The sequence below is a fragment of the Andreprevotia sp. IGB-42 genome (assembly GCF_009848685.1).
Lineage (GTDB): Bacteria > Pseudomonadota > Gammaproteobacteria > Burkholderiales > Chitinibacteraceae > Andreprevotia.
The window spans coordinates 189,268-206,013 of sequence record NZ_WXTX01000006.1; the positions used below are offsets into that span (position 1 = coordinate 189,268).

General features: G+C 63.1%; 12 protein-coding genes. 7 read left to right on the forward strand and 5 right to left on the reverse strand.

Annotated elements, in window-relative coordinates:
* Positions 1 to 25: 25 nt before the first annotated feature.
* From IGB42_RS11250 to cobW, 3 genes are read right to left on the reverse strand one after another with little or no spacing between them, the layout of a single operon-like run.
* Entirely contained in the window at positions 26 to 1,111 is a 1,086-nt protein-coding gene (locus IGB42_RS11250; protein ID WP_174764205.1) for an ATP-binding protein, read from the reverse strand.
* Positions 1,108 to 4,890: a cobaltochelatase subunit CobN gene (gene cobN / locus IGB42_RS11255; RefSeq protein WP_159671554.1), complete on the reverse strand. Its 3,783-nt coding sequence runs from the start codon at positions 4,888 to 4,890 to the stop codon at positions 1,108 to 1,110. The genes IGB42_RS11250 and cobN overlap by 4 nt, the downstream gene beginning before the upstream one ends.
* Before the next feature lie 3 nt (positions 4,891 to 4,893).
* Positions 4,894 to 5,967 (reverse strand): cobalamin biosynthesis protein CobW, encoded by a 1,074-nt coding sequence (gene cobW / locus IGB42_RS11260; RefSeq protein WP_159671556.1) that lies wholly within the window; start codon positions 5,965 to 5,967, stop codon positions 4,894 to 4,896.
* A 311-nt stretch (positions 5,968 to 6,278) separates the two neighbouring features.
* Here cobW and IGB42_RS11265 point away from each other — a divergent pair, with 311 nt between their 5' ends.
* The 3 genes from IGB42_RS11265 to IGB42_RS11275 are packed head-to-tail and all read left to right on the forward strand — an operon-like array spanning position 6,279 to position 8,568.
* Positions 6,279 to 6,671: a cobalamin biosynthesis protein gene (locus IGB42_RS11265; protein WP_159671558.1), complete on the forward strand. Its 393-nt coding sequence runs from the start codon at positions 6,279 to 6,281 to the stop codon at positions 6,669 to 6,671.
* The gene (gene cobO / locus IGB42_RS11270) at positions 6,661 to 7,263 is read left to right on the forward strand and encodes a cob(I)yrinic acid a,c-diamide adenosyltransferase (RefSeq protein ID WP_159671560.1); all 603 of its coding nucleotides are present in this window, start codon (positions 6,661 to 6,663) and stop codon (positions 7,261 to 7,263) included. Before IGB42_RS11265 ends, cobO begins: the two co-directional genes overlap by 11 nt.
* 3 nt (positions 7,264 to 7,266) lie before the next feature.
* Entirely contained in the window at positions 7,267 to 8,568 is a 1,302-nt protein-coding gene (locus tag IGB42_RS11275) for a cobyrinate a,c-diamide synthase (protein WP_159671562.1), read from the forward strand.
* Between the two features lie 31 nt (positions 8,569 to 8,599).
* On the opposite strand, the gene IGB42_RS11280 is transcribed toward IGB42_RS11275, so the two are convergent.
* Positions 8,600 to 10,060 (reverse strand): cobyric acid synthase, encoded by a 1,461-nt coding sequence (locus tag IGB42_RS11280; protein WP_159671564.1) that lies wholly within the window; start codon positions 10,058 to 10,060, stop codon positions 8,600 to 8,602.
* A 100-nt stretch (positions 10,061 to 10,160) separates the two neighbouring features.
* Here IGB42_RS11280 and cbiB point away from each other — a divergent pair, with 100 nt between their 5' ends.
* From cbiB to cobF, 4 genes are read left to right on the forward strand one after another with little or no spacing between them, the layout of a single operon-like run.
* Positions 10,161 to 11,126: an adenosylcobinamide-phosphate synthase CbiB gene (gene cbiB / locus IGB42_RS11285; RefSeq protein WP_159671566.1), complete on the forward strand. Its 966-nt coding sequence runs from the start codon at positions 10,161 to 10,163 to the stop codon at positions 11,124 to 11,126.
* 8 nt (positions 11,127 to 11,134) lie between these two features.
* Positions 11,135 to 12,229 carry a threonine-phosphate decarboxylase CobD gene (gene cobD, locus IGB42_RS22220; RefSeq protein WP_159671568.1) on the forward strand — a complete coding sequence of 365 codons (1,095 nt, stop codon included), beginning with the start codon at positions 11,135 to 11,137 and terminating at the stop codon, positions 12,227 to 12,229.
* A complete protein-coding gene (arsH, locus tag IGB42_RS11295) occupies positions 12,216 to 12,917 on the forward strand; it encodes an arsenical resistance protein ArsH (RefSeq protein WP_174764204.1) in 702 nt (233 codons plus the stop codon). Before cobD ends, arsH begins: the two co-directional genes overlap by 14 nt.
* A 27-nt stretch (positions 12,918 to 12,944) precedes the next feature.
* Complete coding sequence (gene cobF, locus IGB42_RS11300; RefSeq protein WP_159671572.1) at positions 12,945 to 13,703, forward strand: precorrin-6A synthase (deacetylating); 759 nt, start codon at positions 12,945 to 12,947, stop codon at positions 13,701 to 13,703.
* 183 nt (positions 13,704 to 13,886) lie between these two features.
* Here the strand turns inward: cobF and IGB42_RS11305 are convergent, their stop codons facing one another.
* Positions 13,887 to 16,349: an arylsulfatase gene (locus tag IGB42_RS11305; RefSeq protein WP_159671574.1), complete on the reverse strand. Its 2,463-nt coding sequence runs from the start codon at positions 16,347 to 16,349 to the stop codon at positions 13,887 to 13,889.
* Positions 16,350 to 16,746: the final 397 nt, after the last annotated feature.

Sequence of the window (16,746 nt, forward strand, 5' to 3'; positions counted from 1 at the left end):
GCAGCGGCGGCTTTGCCGCGATGGCTCAGGGTTTTTTTGGCGGGAGTGGCAGCACGCCCTTGACGGGTTTCAGGCCTGCTGTTTCCGGTGGCAGATAACCCCAGTCACCTTCAGCACCTGCAGCCTGCGCGGGGGCATCCAGCTCATTATCGCCAGCCACTTGGCGGTCGTCAGGGCCGGATGTACCCGGCTGGGGCGCATCCGGCTGCTGGGGGCCAGGCGGCACCATGCGGCGGTGCGCCAGCACCGCTGCGGCCACCGCGTCGACATGGGCGATGGTGATGTGCTCGGCACCATCCAGCGCCGCCAGTGCACGGGCGGCGCGCAACATCACCAGATCGGCCCGCAGGCCATCCACTGCCGCTGCGATGCACAGCGCGCTCACGCGGGCATGCACTGCATCGTCAAACGCCAGTGATGCCAGCCGCGTACGTGCCTCGCGGATTTGGGCAATCTGCGCCTGCTGCTGCGCGGCAAAGCGGGCGCGGAATGCGGGTGGGTCCAGCTCGAACGCCAGCCGGGCCTTGACGATCTGCTGGCGCACGGCAGGATCAAAACAGTTGTGCAATTGCACCATCAGGCCGAAGCGGTCCAGCAGTTGCGGGCGCAGTTCGCCTTCTTCCGGATTCATGGTGCCGATCAGCGCAAAGCGCGTGGCATGGCTGTATGACACGCCATCGCGCTCCACGGTATTGATGCCGCTGGCAGCAGCGTCGAGCAGCGCATCGACCAATGCATCGGGCAGCAGATTGATTTCATCCACATACAGCACCCCCAAGTGGGCGCGTGCCAGCAAGCCGGGCGAAAAACGCAGTGCGTTGTCCTGCAGCGCCGCATTCAGGTCGAGCGAGCCCGTCACCCGGTCTTCGCTTGCGGCCAGTGGCAGCGTCACCAGTTGGCCTTCCGGGAGCAGCTCGGCCAATGCACGCGCTGCGGTGGATTTGGCGGTACCGCGCGGTCCGCTCACCAATACGCCACCCAAACCGGGGTCGATTGCGGCGAGCAACAGCGCCTGCTGCAGGTCTGGCTGACCGATCAGCGCGGTAAACGGAAACGCCAGCCCGGCATCCACAGCTTCCAGCCCGGTGTGTGTGGGTATGTCATTCATCATGGTTGGCTTCCTTCCATATGCTGTTCGGCAGCGAGCAAATGCTGCTCCACCTGCGTGCGATACGCGCCAGGCTGTTGCCACAGGCCGCGTTGCATGGCTTCCAGCAGGCGCTCGCAAATGCCGTGCAACGCCTGCGGGTTATGTTGCTGCAGGAAATCCCGTGTGCCGCTGTCGTTCAGGTAGGCATCGGTCACCAGCGCATACTGGTGATCGGCAATTACCCGCGCGGTGGCATCGTAGCCATACAGGTAATCGACGGTGGCGGCGATCTCGGCAGCGCCCTTGTAGCCATGGCGCTTTACGCCATCGATCCACTTGGGGTTGATCACGCGCGAGCGGATCACACGGGCGATTTCCTCATGCAATGTGCGGATGCGCGGCGCAGCCGGGTTGCTGTGATCGCCATGGTATAGCGCAGGTTGCTGGCCGGACAGATGCCGCACCGCCACCGTCATCCCGCCCTGAAACTGGTAGTAATCGTTGGAATCGAGCACATCGTGCTCGCGGCTGTCCTGGTTCTGCAGCACCACATCCAGCGTTGCCAGCCGCTGCCCGAATGTGGCCTGTGCCGCTTCGCCATCGCTGTTCTGTGCATAGGCATAACCACCCCAGTGCTGATAGGCATCGGCCAGATCGGCATCGGTCTGCCATTGCCGCAAATCGATCAACTCTTGCAAGCCGGCGCCGTAGCCACCCGGCCGCGCGCCGAATACGCGCCAGCCGGCGCGGCGGCGCGCCTCGGCGGCATCCAGCCCCTGCGCCTCAAGCGCATCGCGCTCACGCAGGATGCGCGCGCGGATCGGGTTGATGTCTTCCGGTTCATCCAGCTCGGCAACGGCCTGCACTGCGGCATCGAACAGGTGGATCAGATTGGCGAATGCATCGCGGAAAAAGCCCGATACCCGCAGCGTCACGTCGATGCGGGGCCGGTCGTAAATTTCGATCGGCAGGATTTCGAAATCGGTCACGCGGTGGCTGCCTTGCGCCCACTTCGGTCGCACCCCCAGCAGCGCCAGCGCCTGGGCGATGTCATCGCCGCCGGTGCGCATGGTGGCGGTGCCCCATACGGACAGCCCCACCGCACGCGGGTAGTCGCCATGCTCCTGCAAATGCCTTTCGATCAGCTGCTGTGCGGATTTGACGCCCAACGACCATGCCGCCTGCGTGGGCACCGCGCGCGTATCCACCGAATAGAAATTGCGCCCGGTAGGCAGCACGTCCGGCCGGCCGCGCGTGGGCGATCCGCTGGGGCCGGAGGGCACGAAGCACCCGGCCAGCCCGCGCTGCAACTGCAGCAGTTCCTGTGTGCCGCACGCATCCAGCAGCGGCAGCACATCGGTCTGCAGCCGTGCCAGCACGCTGGCGCTCAGTGGCCCGATCATCGGGTCGGGCAGGGCGCCTGCGCATAGCGCATCCAGCAGCCGGCTTGCCAGCAGTTCCAGCCGCTCGCGTGTGTCGCCAGCATGACGCCATGGTTCGGCCAGTACCTCTGCCAGCAGTGCCGGGCGCGGGCCAGTCCATGGCGCTGCCCAGTCTGCTTGCAATGGATCGAATTGTTCGCCCAACGCCAGATCCTGCGCCAGCGCAGCAATCAGGCCGGCATTGGCGTTCTTGCCATCCGCCGCGGGAAAGCGCGCCAGCGCCTGCAGCGTATCGCGGCGTTGCCGCCCAGCGGGGGATAGCCCGAACGTATGCAGGCCATCGCGGATTTGCGCTTCCTTCAGCTCGCACAGCCAGGCATCCACGCGGTTGAGCAAGGCATCGTCGTCCGCACCGGGGGCGGACATGCTCAGTTCTTCGTGCAGCTTGTGCTCGGCAATGGCGGCCAGGATGGTCTTGCGCAACAGTCTGGCGCGGCGCGGGTCTACCATCAGCGCCTCGTAGTATTCGTCGACCTGGCGTTCCAGATCCTGTAGCGGACCGTAGTTTTCGGCGCGGGTCAGCGGCGGCATCAGGTGATCGATGATCACCGCCTGCGCGCGGCGCTTGGCCTGGCAGCCTTCTCCCGGATCGTTGACGATGAACGGGTAAAGGTGTGGCAACGGGCCAAGGATGAAGTCCGGCCAGCAGGCATTGCCCAGCGCCACGCTCTTGCCCGGCAGCCATTCCAGATTGCCGTGCTTGCCAAGGTGGATTGCTGCATCGATTGACCACACATGGCGCAACCAGAAATAGAACGCCAGGTAGGAGTGTGGCGGGATCAGGTCTGCATCGTGATAGCTGGCGTAATCATCCTCGCCGCGCGAACGCGATGGCTGTATGCCCACGAACACATTGCCCGCACGCCAGCCGGCGATGACGAATCGCTGCTGGCGCAAAGCAGGGTCGTCCTCCGGCTTGCCCCAGCGCGCATCCAGTGCGGCGCGGATTTCCGGCGGCAGTTGCGCCAACTGCTGCAGGTAATCGGCCAGCGCGTAGCTTTGCAGTGCCGGGCGCAAGGTGCGCGTGGCCGGGTCATTGGTCACGCCTTGCGTGAGCTGCCGGATCAGTGCATCGCCATCGGCGGGCAGCTTGCCCACCTGGTAACCGTGCTCGCGCAGCATGTGCAACACATTCAGCGCCGATGCAGGCGTATCCAGCCCCACACCGTTACCGATGCGGCCTTCGCTCATCGGGTAATTGGCGAGAATCAGCGCCAGTTTCTTGCCGGCATTCGGCAGCGTGCGCAGCCGGCACCAGCGCCGGGCCAGTTCAACCACAAAATCGATGCGTTCCAGATCGGGCTGGTACTGCACCACGTCCACCTGGGTGTGCGGGCAACGGTAAGACAGGCCCTTGAAACTGATGGCACGCGTGATGATGCGGCCATCCACCTCGGGCAGCGCCACGTGCATGGCGATATCGCGTGAGTTCAGGCCATGGTCGTCGGCCTGCCATGCTTCGCGGTTGTTGCCGGACAGGATCACCTGCAAGACCGGCGCATCGCCGAACAGATCCAGCGGCGTGGCATCATCCAGCGCGGAGGCGGCAAAGGCGGTGGTATTGAGCACTACGGCCACTGCATGTTCTTCACACAGCTGGCGCACCACCTGCTTGCTGATGCCATCCTTGAGCGAGGTGACGGCGATGGGCAGCGGATTGAGGCCTGCCGCTTCCAGCGCATTGATCAGCGCATCAAATACCGCCGTATTGGCCGCCTGCAAGTGCGCCTTGTAAAACAGGATAGCCACTACCGGCGCACTTGGCTGCCAGCGTGCCTGCCAGTCGGCGCTGGTGGCGTGATGCAGATCGGGAAAGTAAATGGCCGCAGCCGGCAACGCGCGAGGTGCTCCGGGTTCGCTTCCCCAGCCCAGCGCGTGAAACGCGATTGCCCGCAGGAATGACTCGGCATTGCTGGCGCCACCTTCGCGCAGGTAGCGCCACAACTGCTGGCACAGCGCCGGCGTGGCGCTGCTCTTGGCGATCAGGTTGGGGTCTTGCTGCAGATCGCCGGAGAACATCGCCAGCATTTGCTGCTTGCGGCCGGCCACTGCCATGGCCTGCTCGATGCCATAGGGCCAGTAGCTCTCACCGCCTAGGTGATCGATCACCACCGATTGCGCATGCTGCAGTACATCGTCCACGTAGAAGTCGACCGATGCAGGCTGGCGCAGGAAGGTGACGTTGGCCAGCCGCACGCTGGGGAAATCCGGGCCTAGCCGCGCCACCGCACTGGCCAGCAGGGCCAGCGTGGTGTCGGCCGAGCTCAGCACCACAATTTGCGCCGGGCTCTGGTCGATGCGGATCACCCCCGCGCTGTCGTCGACAAAGCCGCCCGGCGTGGTGCGCAGCAGATGCATGGATCAGGCCGCTTGCGGGGTGGGAGCCAGCGCGGCGCTGAACGCCTGTTGCAGCAGAGCTTGATCGAGATCAGCGCCGATCAGCACGAAACGGCTGGCCGGTGTCTCGCCTGCGCTCCAGCGGCGGTCGAAATAGCTGTCAAAGCGCGTACCCACGCCCTGGATGACCAGGCGCATCGGCGTATCGGGCAGCGCGGCAAAGCCTTTGACGCGATAGATGTCATTGGCTTCAACCAGGCTGCGCAGTGCTGCGATGGTGGCCTCGCGCGAGGTGGTTTCCGCGTGGACGACAACCGAATCGAAGTCATCGTGGTGGTGGTCCGGATCATCGCTGGAGCCATGGTGGCCATGGCGCGCCTCGATGCCTTCTTCGGATTTCGCTTCCAGCCCCAGCAGCGTGGCCAGGTCCAGCTGGCCGTTCTGCGCGCGCACGATCTTCACATGCGCGGGGATGTCCTCGCGGATGGTGTCTTCCACGCCGGCCACCTGCGCGGCGTCGAGTTGATCCATCTTGTTGAGGATGACGAGATCGGCGGCTGAGAGCTGATCGGCAAACAGCTCGTGCAGCGGCGATTCGTGATCCAGATTCGGGTCGGCCTGGCGCTGTGCATCCACTGCCTGCGGGTTCTCGGCAAACTGGCCGGCTGCCGTGGCGGGGCCGTCCACCACGGTGATCACCGCATCCACGGTGAAGCTGTTCTTGATGGTTGGCCAGTTGAACGCCTGCACCAGCGGCTTGGGCAGCGCGAGGCCAGAGGTTTCGATCAGCACATGGTCGATCTGCTCGCGCCGCTCGATCAGTGCTTCCATTACCGGGTAGAACTCTTCCTGCACCGTGCAGCACAGGCAGCCATTGGCCAGCTCATACAGCTGGCCAGCGGTTTCATTGCCCGCGTCATCGCAGCCGATGCCGCAACCCTTGAGGATTTCGCCATCGATGCCGAGCTCGCCGAATTCGTTGACGATGACGGCAATGCGGCGGCCCTGCGCATTCTGGAGGATGTGGCGCAGCAGGGTGGTTTTGCCGCTACCGAGAAAGCCGGTCACAACGGTGACCGGGATTTTGCGCATCTGCATGGGAAAGCTCCGAGTTCTCTGGCACGAGTCCGCTGCAACGAAGGCAGCGTGCTGTTTTTTGTAGGGGGAGTGCTGGGGGTGTCTGACAGAAGTTACGGTATGATTCTACCAGCGCAGGCACTACCCCGTACCGTTGCAGCGGCTTACTGTGCTGTACTTTCTTTCATGGCAACCATCGTGCGCTGCATGTGTTGCGAGCCTGATGCCACCCATAAAACCTTGTGCATCGCGGCCGGCGAGGTATGGCCGGAGGGTTCCCGCACAGCAAAGCGGGCGGGGCCTGCTGGCTGCTTTTAAATCCATGGAGTGCCATGAGCAGACTGGCAATCGGCATCGGCTGCCGCCGCGACAGCTCCGCACAGCAAATAGCCAACGCAGTACTGGGCGCGCTAGGCACTTACCGCCTGCAGGATGTCGGCGTGGTAGCCACGCTGGATCGCAAGTGCGATACCCCGGGGCTGCTGGCGTTCTGCGCGCAGCATGGTTTGCCGCTGTTGCCGTGCTCGCCCGCGCAGATCAACGCATTGCCTGTTGCCTGGCAACCTTCCGCTGCGGCGCGGGCACACGTGGGGGTGAGCGGCGTATGCGAGCCGTGCGCGCTGCTGGCCGCACCCGGCGGGCAATTGCTGGTTGGCAAATTCAGGCTGGATGGCGTGACCGTCGCCATCGCCGCACAGATACAGGATATCCATCATGAAAACTGATCCCGCCTCGCACCAGCGCATGACCGAGCGTCGCCGCGCCGGCCACGAGAAGAAACAGGCTGCCGCCACGGTGGAAAAAGGCCTGCTGATCGTGAACACGGGCACCGGCAAGGGCAAGACCACTGCGGCATTCGGCATGGCTGTGCGCGTGCTGGGGCACGGCATGCGCCTGGGCGTGGTGCAATTCATCAAGGGCGCACTGCATACCTCGGAACGTGATTTCCTGAGCGCGGTGGCGCAATGCGATTTCGTCACCATGGGCGATGGCTACACCTGGAACACGCAGGACCGCGATGCAGACATCGCCACCGCGCGCAAAGGCTGGGATGAAGCACGCCGCATGATAGAAAGCGGTGATTACCAGATGGTGATCCTGGACGAGCTCAACACGGTGCTGAAATACGAATACCTGCCGCTGGATGAAGTACTGGGCGTGGTCAAAGCGCGGCCGGAAATGCTGCACGTGGTGATCACCGGCCGCCATGCGCCCGAAGCGCTGATCGAAGCGGCTGATCTCGTCACCGAAATGACCCTCGTCAAGCACCCGTATCGCGAACAGAACGTAAAAGCCCAGCGCGGCGTCGAGTTCTGACGCATGGCTGCTTGCCCGGCGCTGTTCATCAGCGCGCCATCGTCCGGGTCCGGCAAGACCACCATCACTGCGGGCTTGGCGCGTTACCACCGCCGCTTGGGGCGGCGCGTGCGCGTGTTCAAGACCGGGCCGGATTTTCTCGACCCAAAATTACTGGCACGTGCCAGCGGTGCGCCGGTATACAACCTCGACCTCGGCATGGTGGGCGCTGCCGGTTGCCAGGCGCTGCTGGCGCAGGCGGCGCTCGATTCCGACTTGATCCTGATCGAGGGCGTGATGGGCTTGTTCGACGGCACGCCCAGCAGTGCTGACCTGGCCATGCATTTCGGCGTGCCGGTGCTTGCGGTGATCGGCGCCAAGGCGATGGCGCAGACGTTTGGCGCCATCGCGTTTGGCCTGGCCCGCTTCCAGCCGCAGTTGCCGTTCCATGGTGTGCTGGCCAACCGGGTAGGCTCGCCACGGCATGCAGCGCTGTTGCAACAAACGCTGCCGGGCGATATCCGCTGGCTGGGCCATGTGGCTGCAGAAAGCGCGCTGATGCTGCCGGAACGCCACCTGGGCCTGCAGCAGCCGGATGACATTGCCGATCTCGATAGCAGGCTGGACCGCGCTGCGGACGCCATCGCCGCTACCGGGCTGGCCCAGTTGCCCGCAGCGGTGGAGTTTGGCATGCCGCCAGCGGAGGACGTTGAAGCACGCTGGCTGCAGGGCCAGCGCATCGCCGTTGCGCGGGATGCAGCATTCTCGTTCATCTACCCGGCCAATCTGGATTTGTTGCATGCGCTGGGCGCAGAACTGGCATTTTTCTCGCCACTCGCGGATGAGCCGGTACCGGCCGGATGCCATGCGGTCTATCTGCCCGGCGGTTACCCCGAGCTGCATGCAGCATTGCTGGGCACTAACCGGCAAACAGCCGGCAGCTTGCAAACACACGCCGCAGCGGCACGCCCCATCGTGGCCGAGTGCGGCGGCATGCTGTACCTGTGCGATGCGCTGACCAGCGTGGATGGGCTAACCACGCCCATGCTGGGCCTGTTACCGGGCCACGCCACCATGCAAAGCCGGTTTGCCGCACTGGGCATGCAGCAGCTTGATGGCCGGCACGGTGCGATGCGCGGCCATACCTTCCACTATTCCAGCTTCAGCACCACGTTGTTGCCCGCGGGCCGGGCGCATAACCCGGATAGCGGCAAGGAAGGCGAGGCCTGGTTCACGCATGGGCCGATCACCGCCAGCTATATGCACGCCTACTGGCCATCCAACCCGCGCTTTGCCGCAGCGCTGTTCCTGGGTGAGGCGTTCTGATGTGCCTGACAGACGAGGCCAAGCTACGCGTTCATTCCATGATCGCCCAGATCGCATCCAGGTCCACGCTGGCCGCCACAGCATCGGCCAGCTTGTTGATCGAATCTTCCCGCCGCGCATCGTGATCGATCTGCTCTGCCGCTGCCAGCCCCGCCCAGCGCAACAGCGCCGCGCAAGCCTCGGGCGCATCGAACAAGCCATGCAGATAGGTGGCCAGAACCTGCCCGTCCGCCGAGATGGCGCCTTCCGGCCGTGGCGGATCGCCCAGCCACAGCGCAGGCTGATCCAGCGCCGGGCCATGCGTGGCGCCCATGTGGATTTCATAACCGCGTACCGCGGCGCCATCGAGCGCCAGCTGGCCGCTGGCGTTGATCAGGCTTTTTTCCGTTTCCAGCGTGGTGACGTAATCGAGCAGCCCCAGCCCCGCAGTGCTGCGCACCTCGCTCTCGATGCCAAGTGGATCGTGCAATTCGCGCCCCAGCATTTGCATGCCGCCGCACACGCCGATCACTTTGCCGCGATAACGCAGGTGGCGGAACAGGTATTCGTCCCAACCATTGGCGCGCAGCCAGGCCAGGTCACGCTGCACGCTCTTGCTGCCGGGCAGGATCACCAGGTCTGCTGGCGGGATGGGCTCGCCAGCGCGGATATAGCTGAAATCCACTTGCGGGTGCGCGCGCAGCGCATCGAAATCGGTGTGGTTGGAAATGCGCGGCAGCGCGGGCACCACCACCCGCAGCGCGCCGGCGCGGCTGGCCGCAGCACGGCGTGCCGTTGGCAGCATGTCTTCGCCATCCAGCCACAAACCGGGCACGAAGGGCACCACGCCCAGCACGCGCTTGCCGCTGCGTTGCGCCACCCAGTCAAGGCCGGGCCTGAGCAGGGCCACGTCACCACGGAACTTGTTGATTACCACGCCCTTGACGCGCTCCCGCTCGGCAGCGCTCAGGCAATCGAGCGTGCCGATGATCTGGGCGAATACCCCCCCACGGTCGATGTCGGCCACCAGGATCACCGGGCAATCCGCGGCCTCGGCAAACCCCATGTTGGCGATATCGCCGGCCCGCAGGTTGACCTCTGCCGGGCTGCCGGCACCTTCCACGAAGAGGTTGTCCACGCGCGCGCGCAAGCGGCCGAACGAGGCCAGCACCGCTCGCAGCGCAACGGGTTTGTACGCGTGGTACGCACGTGCATCGTAATTGCCCACCGGATGCCCGTGGATGATCACCTGCGAGCCGATATCGCTATTGGGCTTGAGCAAGACCGGGTTCATGTCGATCTCCGGCGCGATGCCTGCTGCCAGCGCCTGCCAGGCTTGCGCGCGGCCGATTTCGCCGCCATCGACGGTCACCGCGCTGTTCAGCGACATGTTCTGCGGCTTGAACGGCGCCACTTTCAGGCCGCGCCGCAAGGCGATGCGGCACAGCGCGCCCACCAGCGTGCTTTTGCCGGAATCAGAACTGGTACCCTGAATCATCAACACGCCGGACATATGGAGCTTCCTTTTTTCATGGGCAAAAACCTGCGGCATTATGCCACCGCGCCCAGGCCGTGCCGCGCATCGCGACGCCACAAGCTCGCAGGCAGCCGTCATGCTTAGCATTACCGGCATGTGCATGCTGGCTTGGACAGGGGTGCTGATCGATCGCGTGCTGGGCGAACCCGCGCGCTGGCACCCGCTGGTGGGCTTCGGGCGCATTGCCAATGCGCTGGAGCGCAGGCTCAACCCCGATCACGTCAACGCCGGGCGGCGTGGCATGGCATTGCCGCGCCTGCTGGGTGTGCTGGCGTGGGTGGCGATGGTGGTGATTCCCGCTGCATTGGCCGTTTTGAGCGTGCAGCTAGTGCCCTGGCCGCTGGCGTGGGCGCTGCATGCGTTGCTGCTGTGGTTTGCGCTGGGTGCACGCAGCCTGGACGAGCATATCCGCCCCATCGCCGCCGCGTTGCTGGCCGGTGATCTGGTCGAAGCCCGCCGCCTGACTGCACGCATCGTCAGCCGCGACATGAGCGATGCCGATGCGCCAGCCGTGGCGCGCGCAGCGATCGAATCCGCGCTGGAAAACGGCAACGATGCCATTTTCGGTGCCTTGTTCTGGTTTGCGCTGGCCGGTGGCCCGGGGGCGCTGGCATTCCGGCTGGCCAATACGCTGGATGCCATGTGGGGCTACCGTACGCCCAGGCTGCTGCATTTTGGCTGGGCGGCCGCACGCATCGATGATGGCCTGAACTGGCTGCCAGCCCGCCTGACCGCGCTGGCCTATGCATTGTGCGGCAATGCGCGCAGCGCGTGGCGCTGCTGGCGCAGGCAGGCACGCGCATGGGATAGCCCCAACGCCGGCCCGGTGATGGCCAGCGGTGCCGGCAGCCTGCAGGTATTGTGCGGTGGTGCCGCCCGCTATCATGGTGCGATGGAAGCGCGCCCGGTACTGGGCATGGGCGCGGTGCCGGATGGCCATGATGTGCGCCGGGCCATCAATCTGGTACAACGCGCACTCTATCTGTGGCTGGGCCTGCAAACCTTGCTGGGCCTGGCCGTTTTCCTGATCCGGCAATCCTGAAGGGATCGATGTTGCAAGCTGTTCCATTCGTGCCGCATGGCGGCAACCTCGCTACTGCCATCGCGCAATATGGCAGGCCGCGCGAGGCATGGCTCGATCTCTCTACCGGCATCAACCCCAACGGCTATCCGGTACCGGCGCTCGGGGGCGATGCCTGGCTGCGCCTGCCCGAGGATGGCGATGATCTGGAAGCCATTGCTGCCAGCCATTACGGTGCGCCGGCCGCGCTGGCCGTGGCCGGCACGCAGGCAGCAATCCGCATGCTGCCCGCCGTGCTGCCGTTGGGTAGCGTGGGCATCGGCCTGCTGACCTATGGCGAGTACGCACCGGCGTTTGCCGCTGCCGGTTTCGAGGTACTGCGCTTCGTGACTGAACCGGTAGCAGATCTGGCGGAGCAAGCCGATTTTTCGCTGCTGCCGGGCCAGCCCTTGCCAGCACAGCTGCGCCACCTGGTGATCGTGAACCCCAACAACCCCACCGCAACACTGTACACACCGGAGGTGCTGCTGGGCTGGCACCGCCAGCTGTGTGAACGCGGCGGCAGCCTGATTGTGGATGAGGCGTTCATGGATGCGCTGCCGCTTGCCGGGCTGGCTGCGCACACGCAACTGGACGGCTTGATCGTGCTGCGGTCCATCGGCAAGTTTTTTGGCCTGGCAGGGGCCCGCGTCGGCTTCGTGCTGGCTGCGCCAGCAGTGCTGGGCCAACTGGCAGCGTTGCGCGGGCCGTGGAGTATTTCCGGCCCGGCGCGTGCTGTGGTGCGCATGGCCTTGCTTGATGACGGTTGGCAGGCTGCTGCTCGCCGCCAGTTGCAGCAGGCCGGGCCGCGACTGGCCGCGCTGCTGGCGCAAGCGGGCTTTCAGCCGCATGCTACGCCATTATTTGCCTGGGCCCCCCACCCGCACGCTGCACAGTGGCAACATCATCTGGCGCAGCAGGGCATCTGGGTGCGCCGTTTCGAGCATGTGCCCAGCCTGCGCTTCGGCCTGCCCGCCGGTGAGCAGGGCTGGCAACGGCTGGGAGCAGCGCTGGCTGCGCCCTTTGAGTCTCCATCAACGTCCCCATCAACATTTCCGCCTGGTAACGATCGTGCCCAATCCTGAACTGCCCGTGCAGCTTGATCCTGCCCATTTTTCCCGGCCCGATGCGGCTGCGCTGTTCCAGCCGGGTAGCGATCATCCGGCACGCATCTTGATGCTGTACGGCTCGCTACGCGTGCGCTCATACAGCCGGCTGCTGACGGAAGAGGCCGCGCGCCTGCTTGCTGCGATGGGCGCGGAAGTGCGCATCTTCAATCCGATTGGTTTGCCGCTGCCGGATGAAGAATCCGAAGCGCACCCCAAAGTGCTGGAGCTGCGCGAGCTGGCGCGCTGGAGCGAGGGCATGGTGTGGTGCTCGCCCGAGCGGCATGGCGCGCTCACCGGGGTGATGAAAGCGCAGATCGACTGGATTCCGCTGTTTGCCGGTGGCACTCGCCCTACGCAGGGCAAGACACTGGCGGTGATGGAAGTATGCGGCGGCGTGCATTCGTTCAATGCGGTCAACCAGATGCGCCAGCAAGGCCGCTGGATGCGCATGATCGCCATCCCCAACCAGGTATCGGTACCGGCGGCATTCAATGAATTCGACGAGGCGGGACTGATGTTGCCGTCCGAATACTACGACCGCACGGTGGACCTGATGGAAGAGCTGATCAAGTTCACGTTGCTGACGCGCGGTGCATCACCATACCTGACCGACCGCTACAGCGAGCGCAAAAAGCGCGCAGAGAAAGCCGCGAAACCAGCGTGACCTTGCATCCGCGATAAGGGGCTACCCATGAAGAAAATACTGATCATCGGCATCGGTGCCGGCAATCCGGAATACATCACCATCCAGGCGGTCAACGCGCTGAATCAGGCTGATGTTTTTTTCATCCTCGACAAAGGCCCGAGCAAGGAGAAACTCACTCGCCTGCGCAAGGAAATCTGCGAGCGCTACATCCAGAACCATGACTACCGCTTTGTGGAAGCCCCGCTGCCGGAACGCGAGCGCCAGCAGCCCGATTACGACAAGGCAGTACATGACCTGAATGACGGCAAACAGCATTTGTTCGAGCAACTGATCGAGGATGAACTGGCGGACGGCGAATGCGGAGCGTTCCTGGTGTGGGGTGATCCATCGCTGTACGACAGCACCATCCGCATCCTCAACGGCATCATTGCCGCTGGCCGGCAGCAGCTGGAATACGACGTGATTCCCGGCATTACCAGCGTGCAGGCGCTGACCGCGCGGCACAAGGTGCCGCTCAACAATATCGGCCGTTCGGTGGAAATCACCACCGGCCGGCGGCTGGCGGAGGAATTCCCCGCCCATGCCGATAGCGTGGTGGTGATGCTGGATGCGGAAAACAGCTACCGGCAGGTGCCGGATGCCGATCTCGATATCTACTGGGGCGCTTACCTTGGCACGCCGGATGAAATACTGATCTCCGGCAAGCTGGGAGACGTGGCCGACGAGATCGAGCGGGTGCGCAGCGCGGCCAGGCAGCGCAACGGCTGGATCATGGATACCTATTTGCTGAAAAAGGTGCCGTGACCATACCGGGTGCCGCCGATTCGGAGAGGAAGACTGACGAGCGCATTTGAAAATGCAATGAGACTGGATGCGTGCGCAACGGCTAACCCCGCCATGCAGAGTCGAAGCACGCTCAGTTGGCTGGGCACCCCAAAAAAACGCTGGCCCCATGGCCAGCGTTTTTTTGCCTGTATACGTCAGGAATCAGTCAATGTCTTGCACCTTGGCCGCCAGCTGCTCCTGTGCTTTGGAATCCGCCGCAGGTTTGAGGTCAATCACCACTTTGGCAATCTCGCCATTGAAGCGGAACGGTACCGTGTAATCCTGCACGATCGGCGTGCCGGAATCCTCGCCAATATCCAGCGTTTCATCCAGTGAGATCCGCGCCGGGATGGTACGGTCTATCCTGCCTTGCGCCACCTTTTTGCCGTCTACCGTCAACGTGGCCAAGCCCCCCTTGCCGATGCCACCACCATCGTAGGCAAAGTCCAGCACGATCTGGTGTTTGCCTGCAGCCAGCTTGTCTTGGGCCTGCACGCGGAACTTGTGCTCCGGATAGTGCGACAGTGCATAGGCATAGGTAGGCTTGCCATCCAGCAACATCAGCGCATTGCCGCCAAACCAGCCGCCCTGGGTCATGATGATGCCACTGCCACCATCCTTGGGAACGGTCACATCTGCAGTGATGGTGAAGGACTTGTTCTTCATGTCCGCAGCCATCGATTCGGTAATGCGCGTAACGTGATCGAAGTAGACGAAGCGGTTACGGCCTTTGTTGGGCTGCGGCCGGTTTTCCGGGTCCACGCGTTCGATGTAGCGGTCATCCAGCGGAAAGACCTGGTTTTTCTCGGCCTCAGCCTTGAACAGCTTGCGCAATTCGGCCAGCTTTTCCGGGTTCTGGTTTGCCAGATTTTTCGACTGGGTGAAGTCTGTTTTCAGGTTGTACAATTCCCACGAGTAGTCGTTGAAGGGGTCTGCATTGGTCGGTCCACGCCCTTGCCAAGGCAGTCGCTGAGGGGTGGTGTTGGCAAGCCAGCCGTCGTGATAAATGGCCTGGTTGGCGATCACCTCGAAGTATTGGGTATTGTGCCGCTCCTTGGCGCCAGCATCGTTGAGCGTATAGAGCAGGCTTACGCCATTCATGGGTACCTGCTTGAAACCATTGATGGTTTCCGGCGCGGGTATGTGCGATGCCTCCAGTATGGTCGGCACGATGTCGTTGATGTGCGTGAACTGGCTGCGGATACCGCCCGGATCCTTGATATGGCCCGGCCAGGAAATCGCCATGCCGGTGCGGCTGCCGCCCAGGTGCGAAGCGATTTTCTTGTCCCACTGGAAAGGCGTGTTCATCGCGTGCGCCCAGCCATGCGAGTAATGGTTCTGGAACCACATGGTGCCAAATTTGTCGATATTTTCGACCATATATTCCGGGCGATCAGGAATGCCATTCCCCATGGTGACCACTTCACTGGTGATGCCAACGCCGGTCGGGTCTTCTGCGCTGGAACCGTTGTCGCCCATGATGTAGATCACCAGCGTATTTTCTTTCTCTCCCATCTCGTCGATGGCGTCAAGCACACGGCCCACCTGGTAATCGGCATGGGCCAGCGCGCCTGCATACACTTCCATCTCGCGGGCGGTAACGCGCTTCATGTCCGGTGACAGGTCATCCCAGCGTTTGTAGTCCTTGGGGGTGGGGTTGAGTGCGGCATCTTTCGGGATGATCCCCATCTGCTTCTGCCGCTCATAGGTGATTTCGCGCAGCTTGTCCCAGCCCATGTCGAACTTGCCCTTGAACTTGTCCACCCATTCCTTGGGTGCGTGGTGCGGGGCGTGCGCAGTACCCGGTGCGTAGTAGGCAAAGAAAGGCTTTTTCGGCCAGACCGCTTTTTGCGTGTGCATCCACTTGATGGCATGGTCAGCCATGTCGGCATCGAAGTGGTAGGTGTCTTCCCGGCCCAGATATGGATCTACCGGAGTAATGTTCTCGTATACCGCAGGCCGGAACTGATGCGCATCCGCGCCCAGGAAGCCATAGAAGTACTGGAAGCCCAGCCCGGTTGGCCACAGGTTGTATGGGCCGGCAGGCGAGTTTTGCCAATCGGGCACATTGTGGTTCTTGCCGAACCAGGACGTACCATAGCCATTGTCGGTAAGGATCTCGCCGATGGTCCCCACGCTGCGCGATACCAGGCTGTGGTAGCCGGGGTAGGGCGTGGAAAACTCCATGATGATGCCGGTGGAAGCAACATGGTGGTTGCGGCCTGTAATCAGTGCCGCACGCGAAGGCGAGCAGACTGCCGCAGTATGAAAGCTGTTGAAACGCAAGCCTTCCCGGGCAATCCGGTCCAGGCTGGGAGTGGGAATTGCGCCGCCAAAGGATTGCGTGGCACCGAAGCCGACATCATCCATCAGCACGACCAGCACATTGGGCGCGCCCTCTGGCGCCTGGATCTCGGCCGGCCAGTCGATCTTGGTTGATTGGCCTACCGATGGCGCCAATTTGGCGGCCTGCTGCTTGGGTTCGATCGGCAAGTGCAGCCGGTCTGGCCATTCCGCTGCGTTGACTATCGCCGTTGCGCATAGCAACGCACACAGCGCCATCAGGCTGGAGATACCTGGTAACCGGCCGCTCAGACTGCGGATACTATCTCTTGGATGACCCATTCAACACCCCTCTGGTCGACGTGATCTATCGGCGATACCGAAAACCCGTTTCGGATAACCTCCTCCCACTTTCTGGTGCATTGTCAGCATCGTTATCCAGCGCTTGGTGCTGTACGCGTTGTCAGTGTGAAGGGGGTTGGGAACATGAAATCAGAACTCACCAGTCATTCCGTCATAGATCGAGCATGGTGAGCAATCCGACCCGGCATAGCGCTTGGTGCTGTACGCGTTGTCAGTGTGAAGGGGGTTGGGAACATGAAATCAGAACTCACCAGTCATTCCGTCATAGATCGAGCATGGTGAGCAATCCGACCCGGCATGGTGAGTATATGGTCAGGATGATGACAATTTCCAGTGTCAATCCAGGGTGAAGGTTTATTTAATTTCTTGTTGATGA

What these genes read in the sequence shown, in the direction of transcription:
- IGB42_RS11250 (WP_174764205.1), bottom strand. Translation starts at nt 1,111, where the DNA reads ATGATGAATGACATACCCACACACACCGGGCTGGAAGCTGTGGATGCC.
- cobN (WP_159671554.1), bottom strand. Translation starts at nt 4,890, where the DNA reads ATGCATCTGCTGCGCACCACGCCGGGCGGCTTTGTCGACGACAGCGCG.
- cobW (WP_159671556.1), bottom strand. Translation starts at nt 5,967, where the DNA reads ATGCAGATGCGCAAAATCCCGGTCACCGTTGTGACCGGCTTTCTCGGT.
- IGB42_RS11265 (WP_159671558.1), top strand. Translation starts at nt 6,279, where the DNA reads ATGAGCAGACTGGCAATCGGCATCGGCTGCCGCCGCGACAGCTCCGCA.
- cobO (WP_159671560.1), top strand. Translation starts at nt 6,661, where the DNA reads ATGAAAACTGATCCCGCCTCGCACCAGCGCATGACCGAGCGTCGCCGC.
- IGB42_RS11275 (WP_159671562.1), top strand. Translation starts at nt 7,267, where the DNA reads ATGGCTGCTTGCCCGGCGCTGTTCATCAGCGCGCCATCGTCCGGGTCC.
- IGB42_RS11280 (WP_159671564.1), bottom strand. Translation starts at nt 10,060, where the DNA reads ATGTCCGGCGTGTTGATGATTCAGGGTACCAGTTCTGATTCCGGCAAA.
- cbiB (WP_159671566.1), top strand. Translation starts at nt 10,161, where the DNA reads ATGCTTAGCATTACCGGCATGTGCATGCTGGCTTGGACAGGGGTGCTG.
- cobD (WP_159671568.1), top strand. Translation starts at nt 11,135, where the DNA reads ATGTTGCAAGCTGTTCCATTCGTGCCGCATGGCGGCAACCTCGCTACT.
- cobF (WP_159671572.1), top strand. Translation starts at nt 12,945, where the DNA reads ATGAAGAAAATACTGATCATCGGCATCGGTGCCGGCAATCCGGAATAC.
- IGB42_RS11305 (WP_159671574.1), bottom strand. Translation starts at nt 16,349, where the DNA reads ATGGGTCATCCAAGAGATAGTATCCGCAGTCTGAGCGGCCGGTTACCA.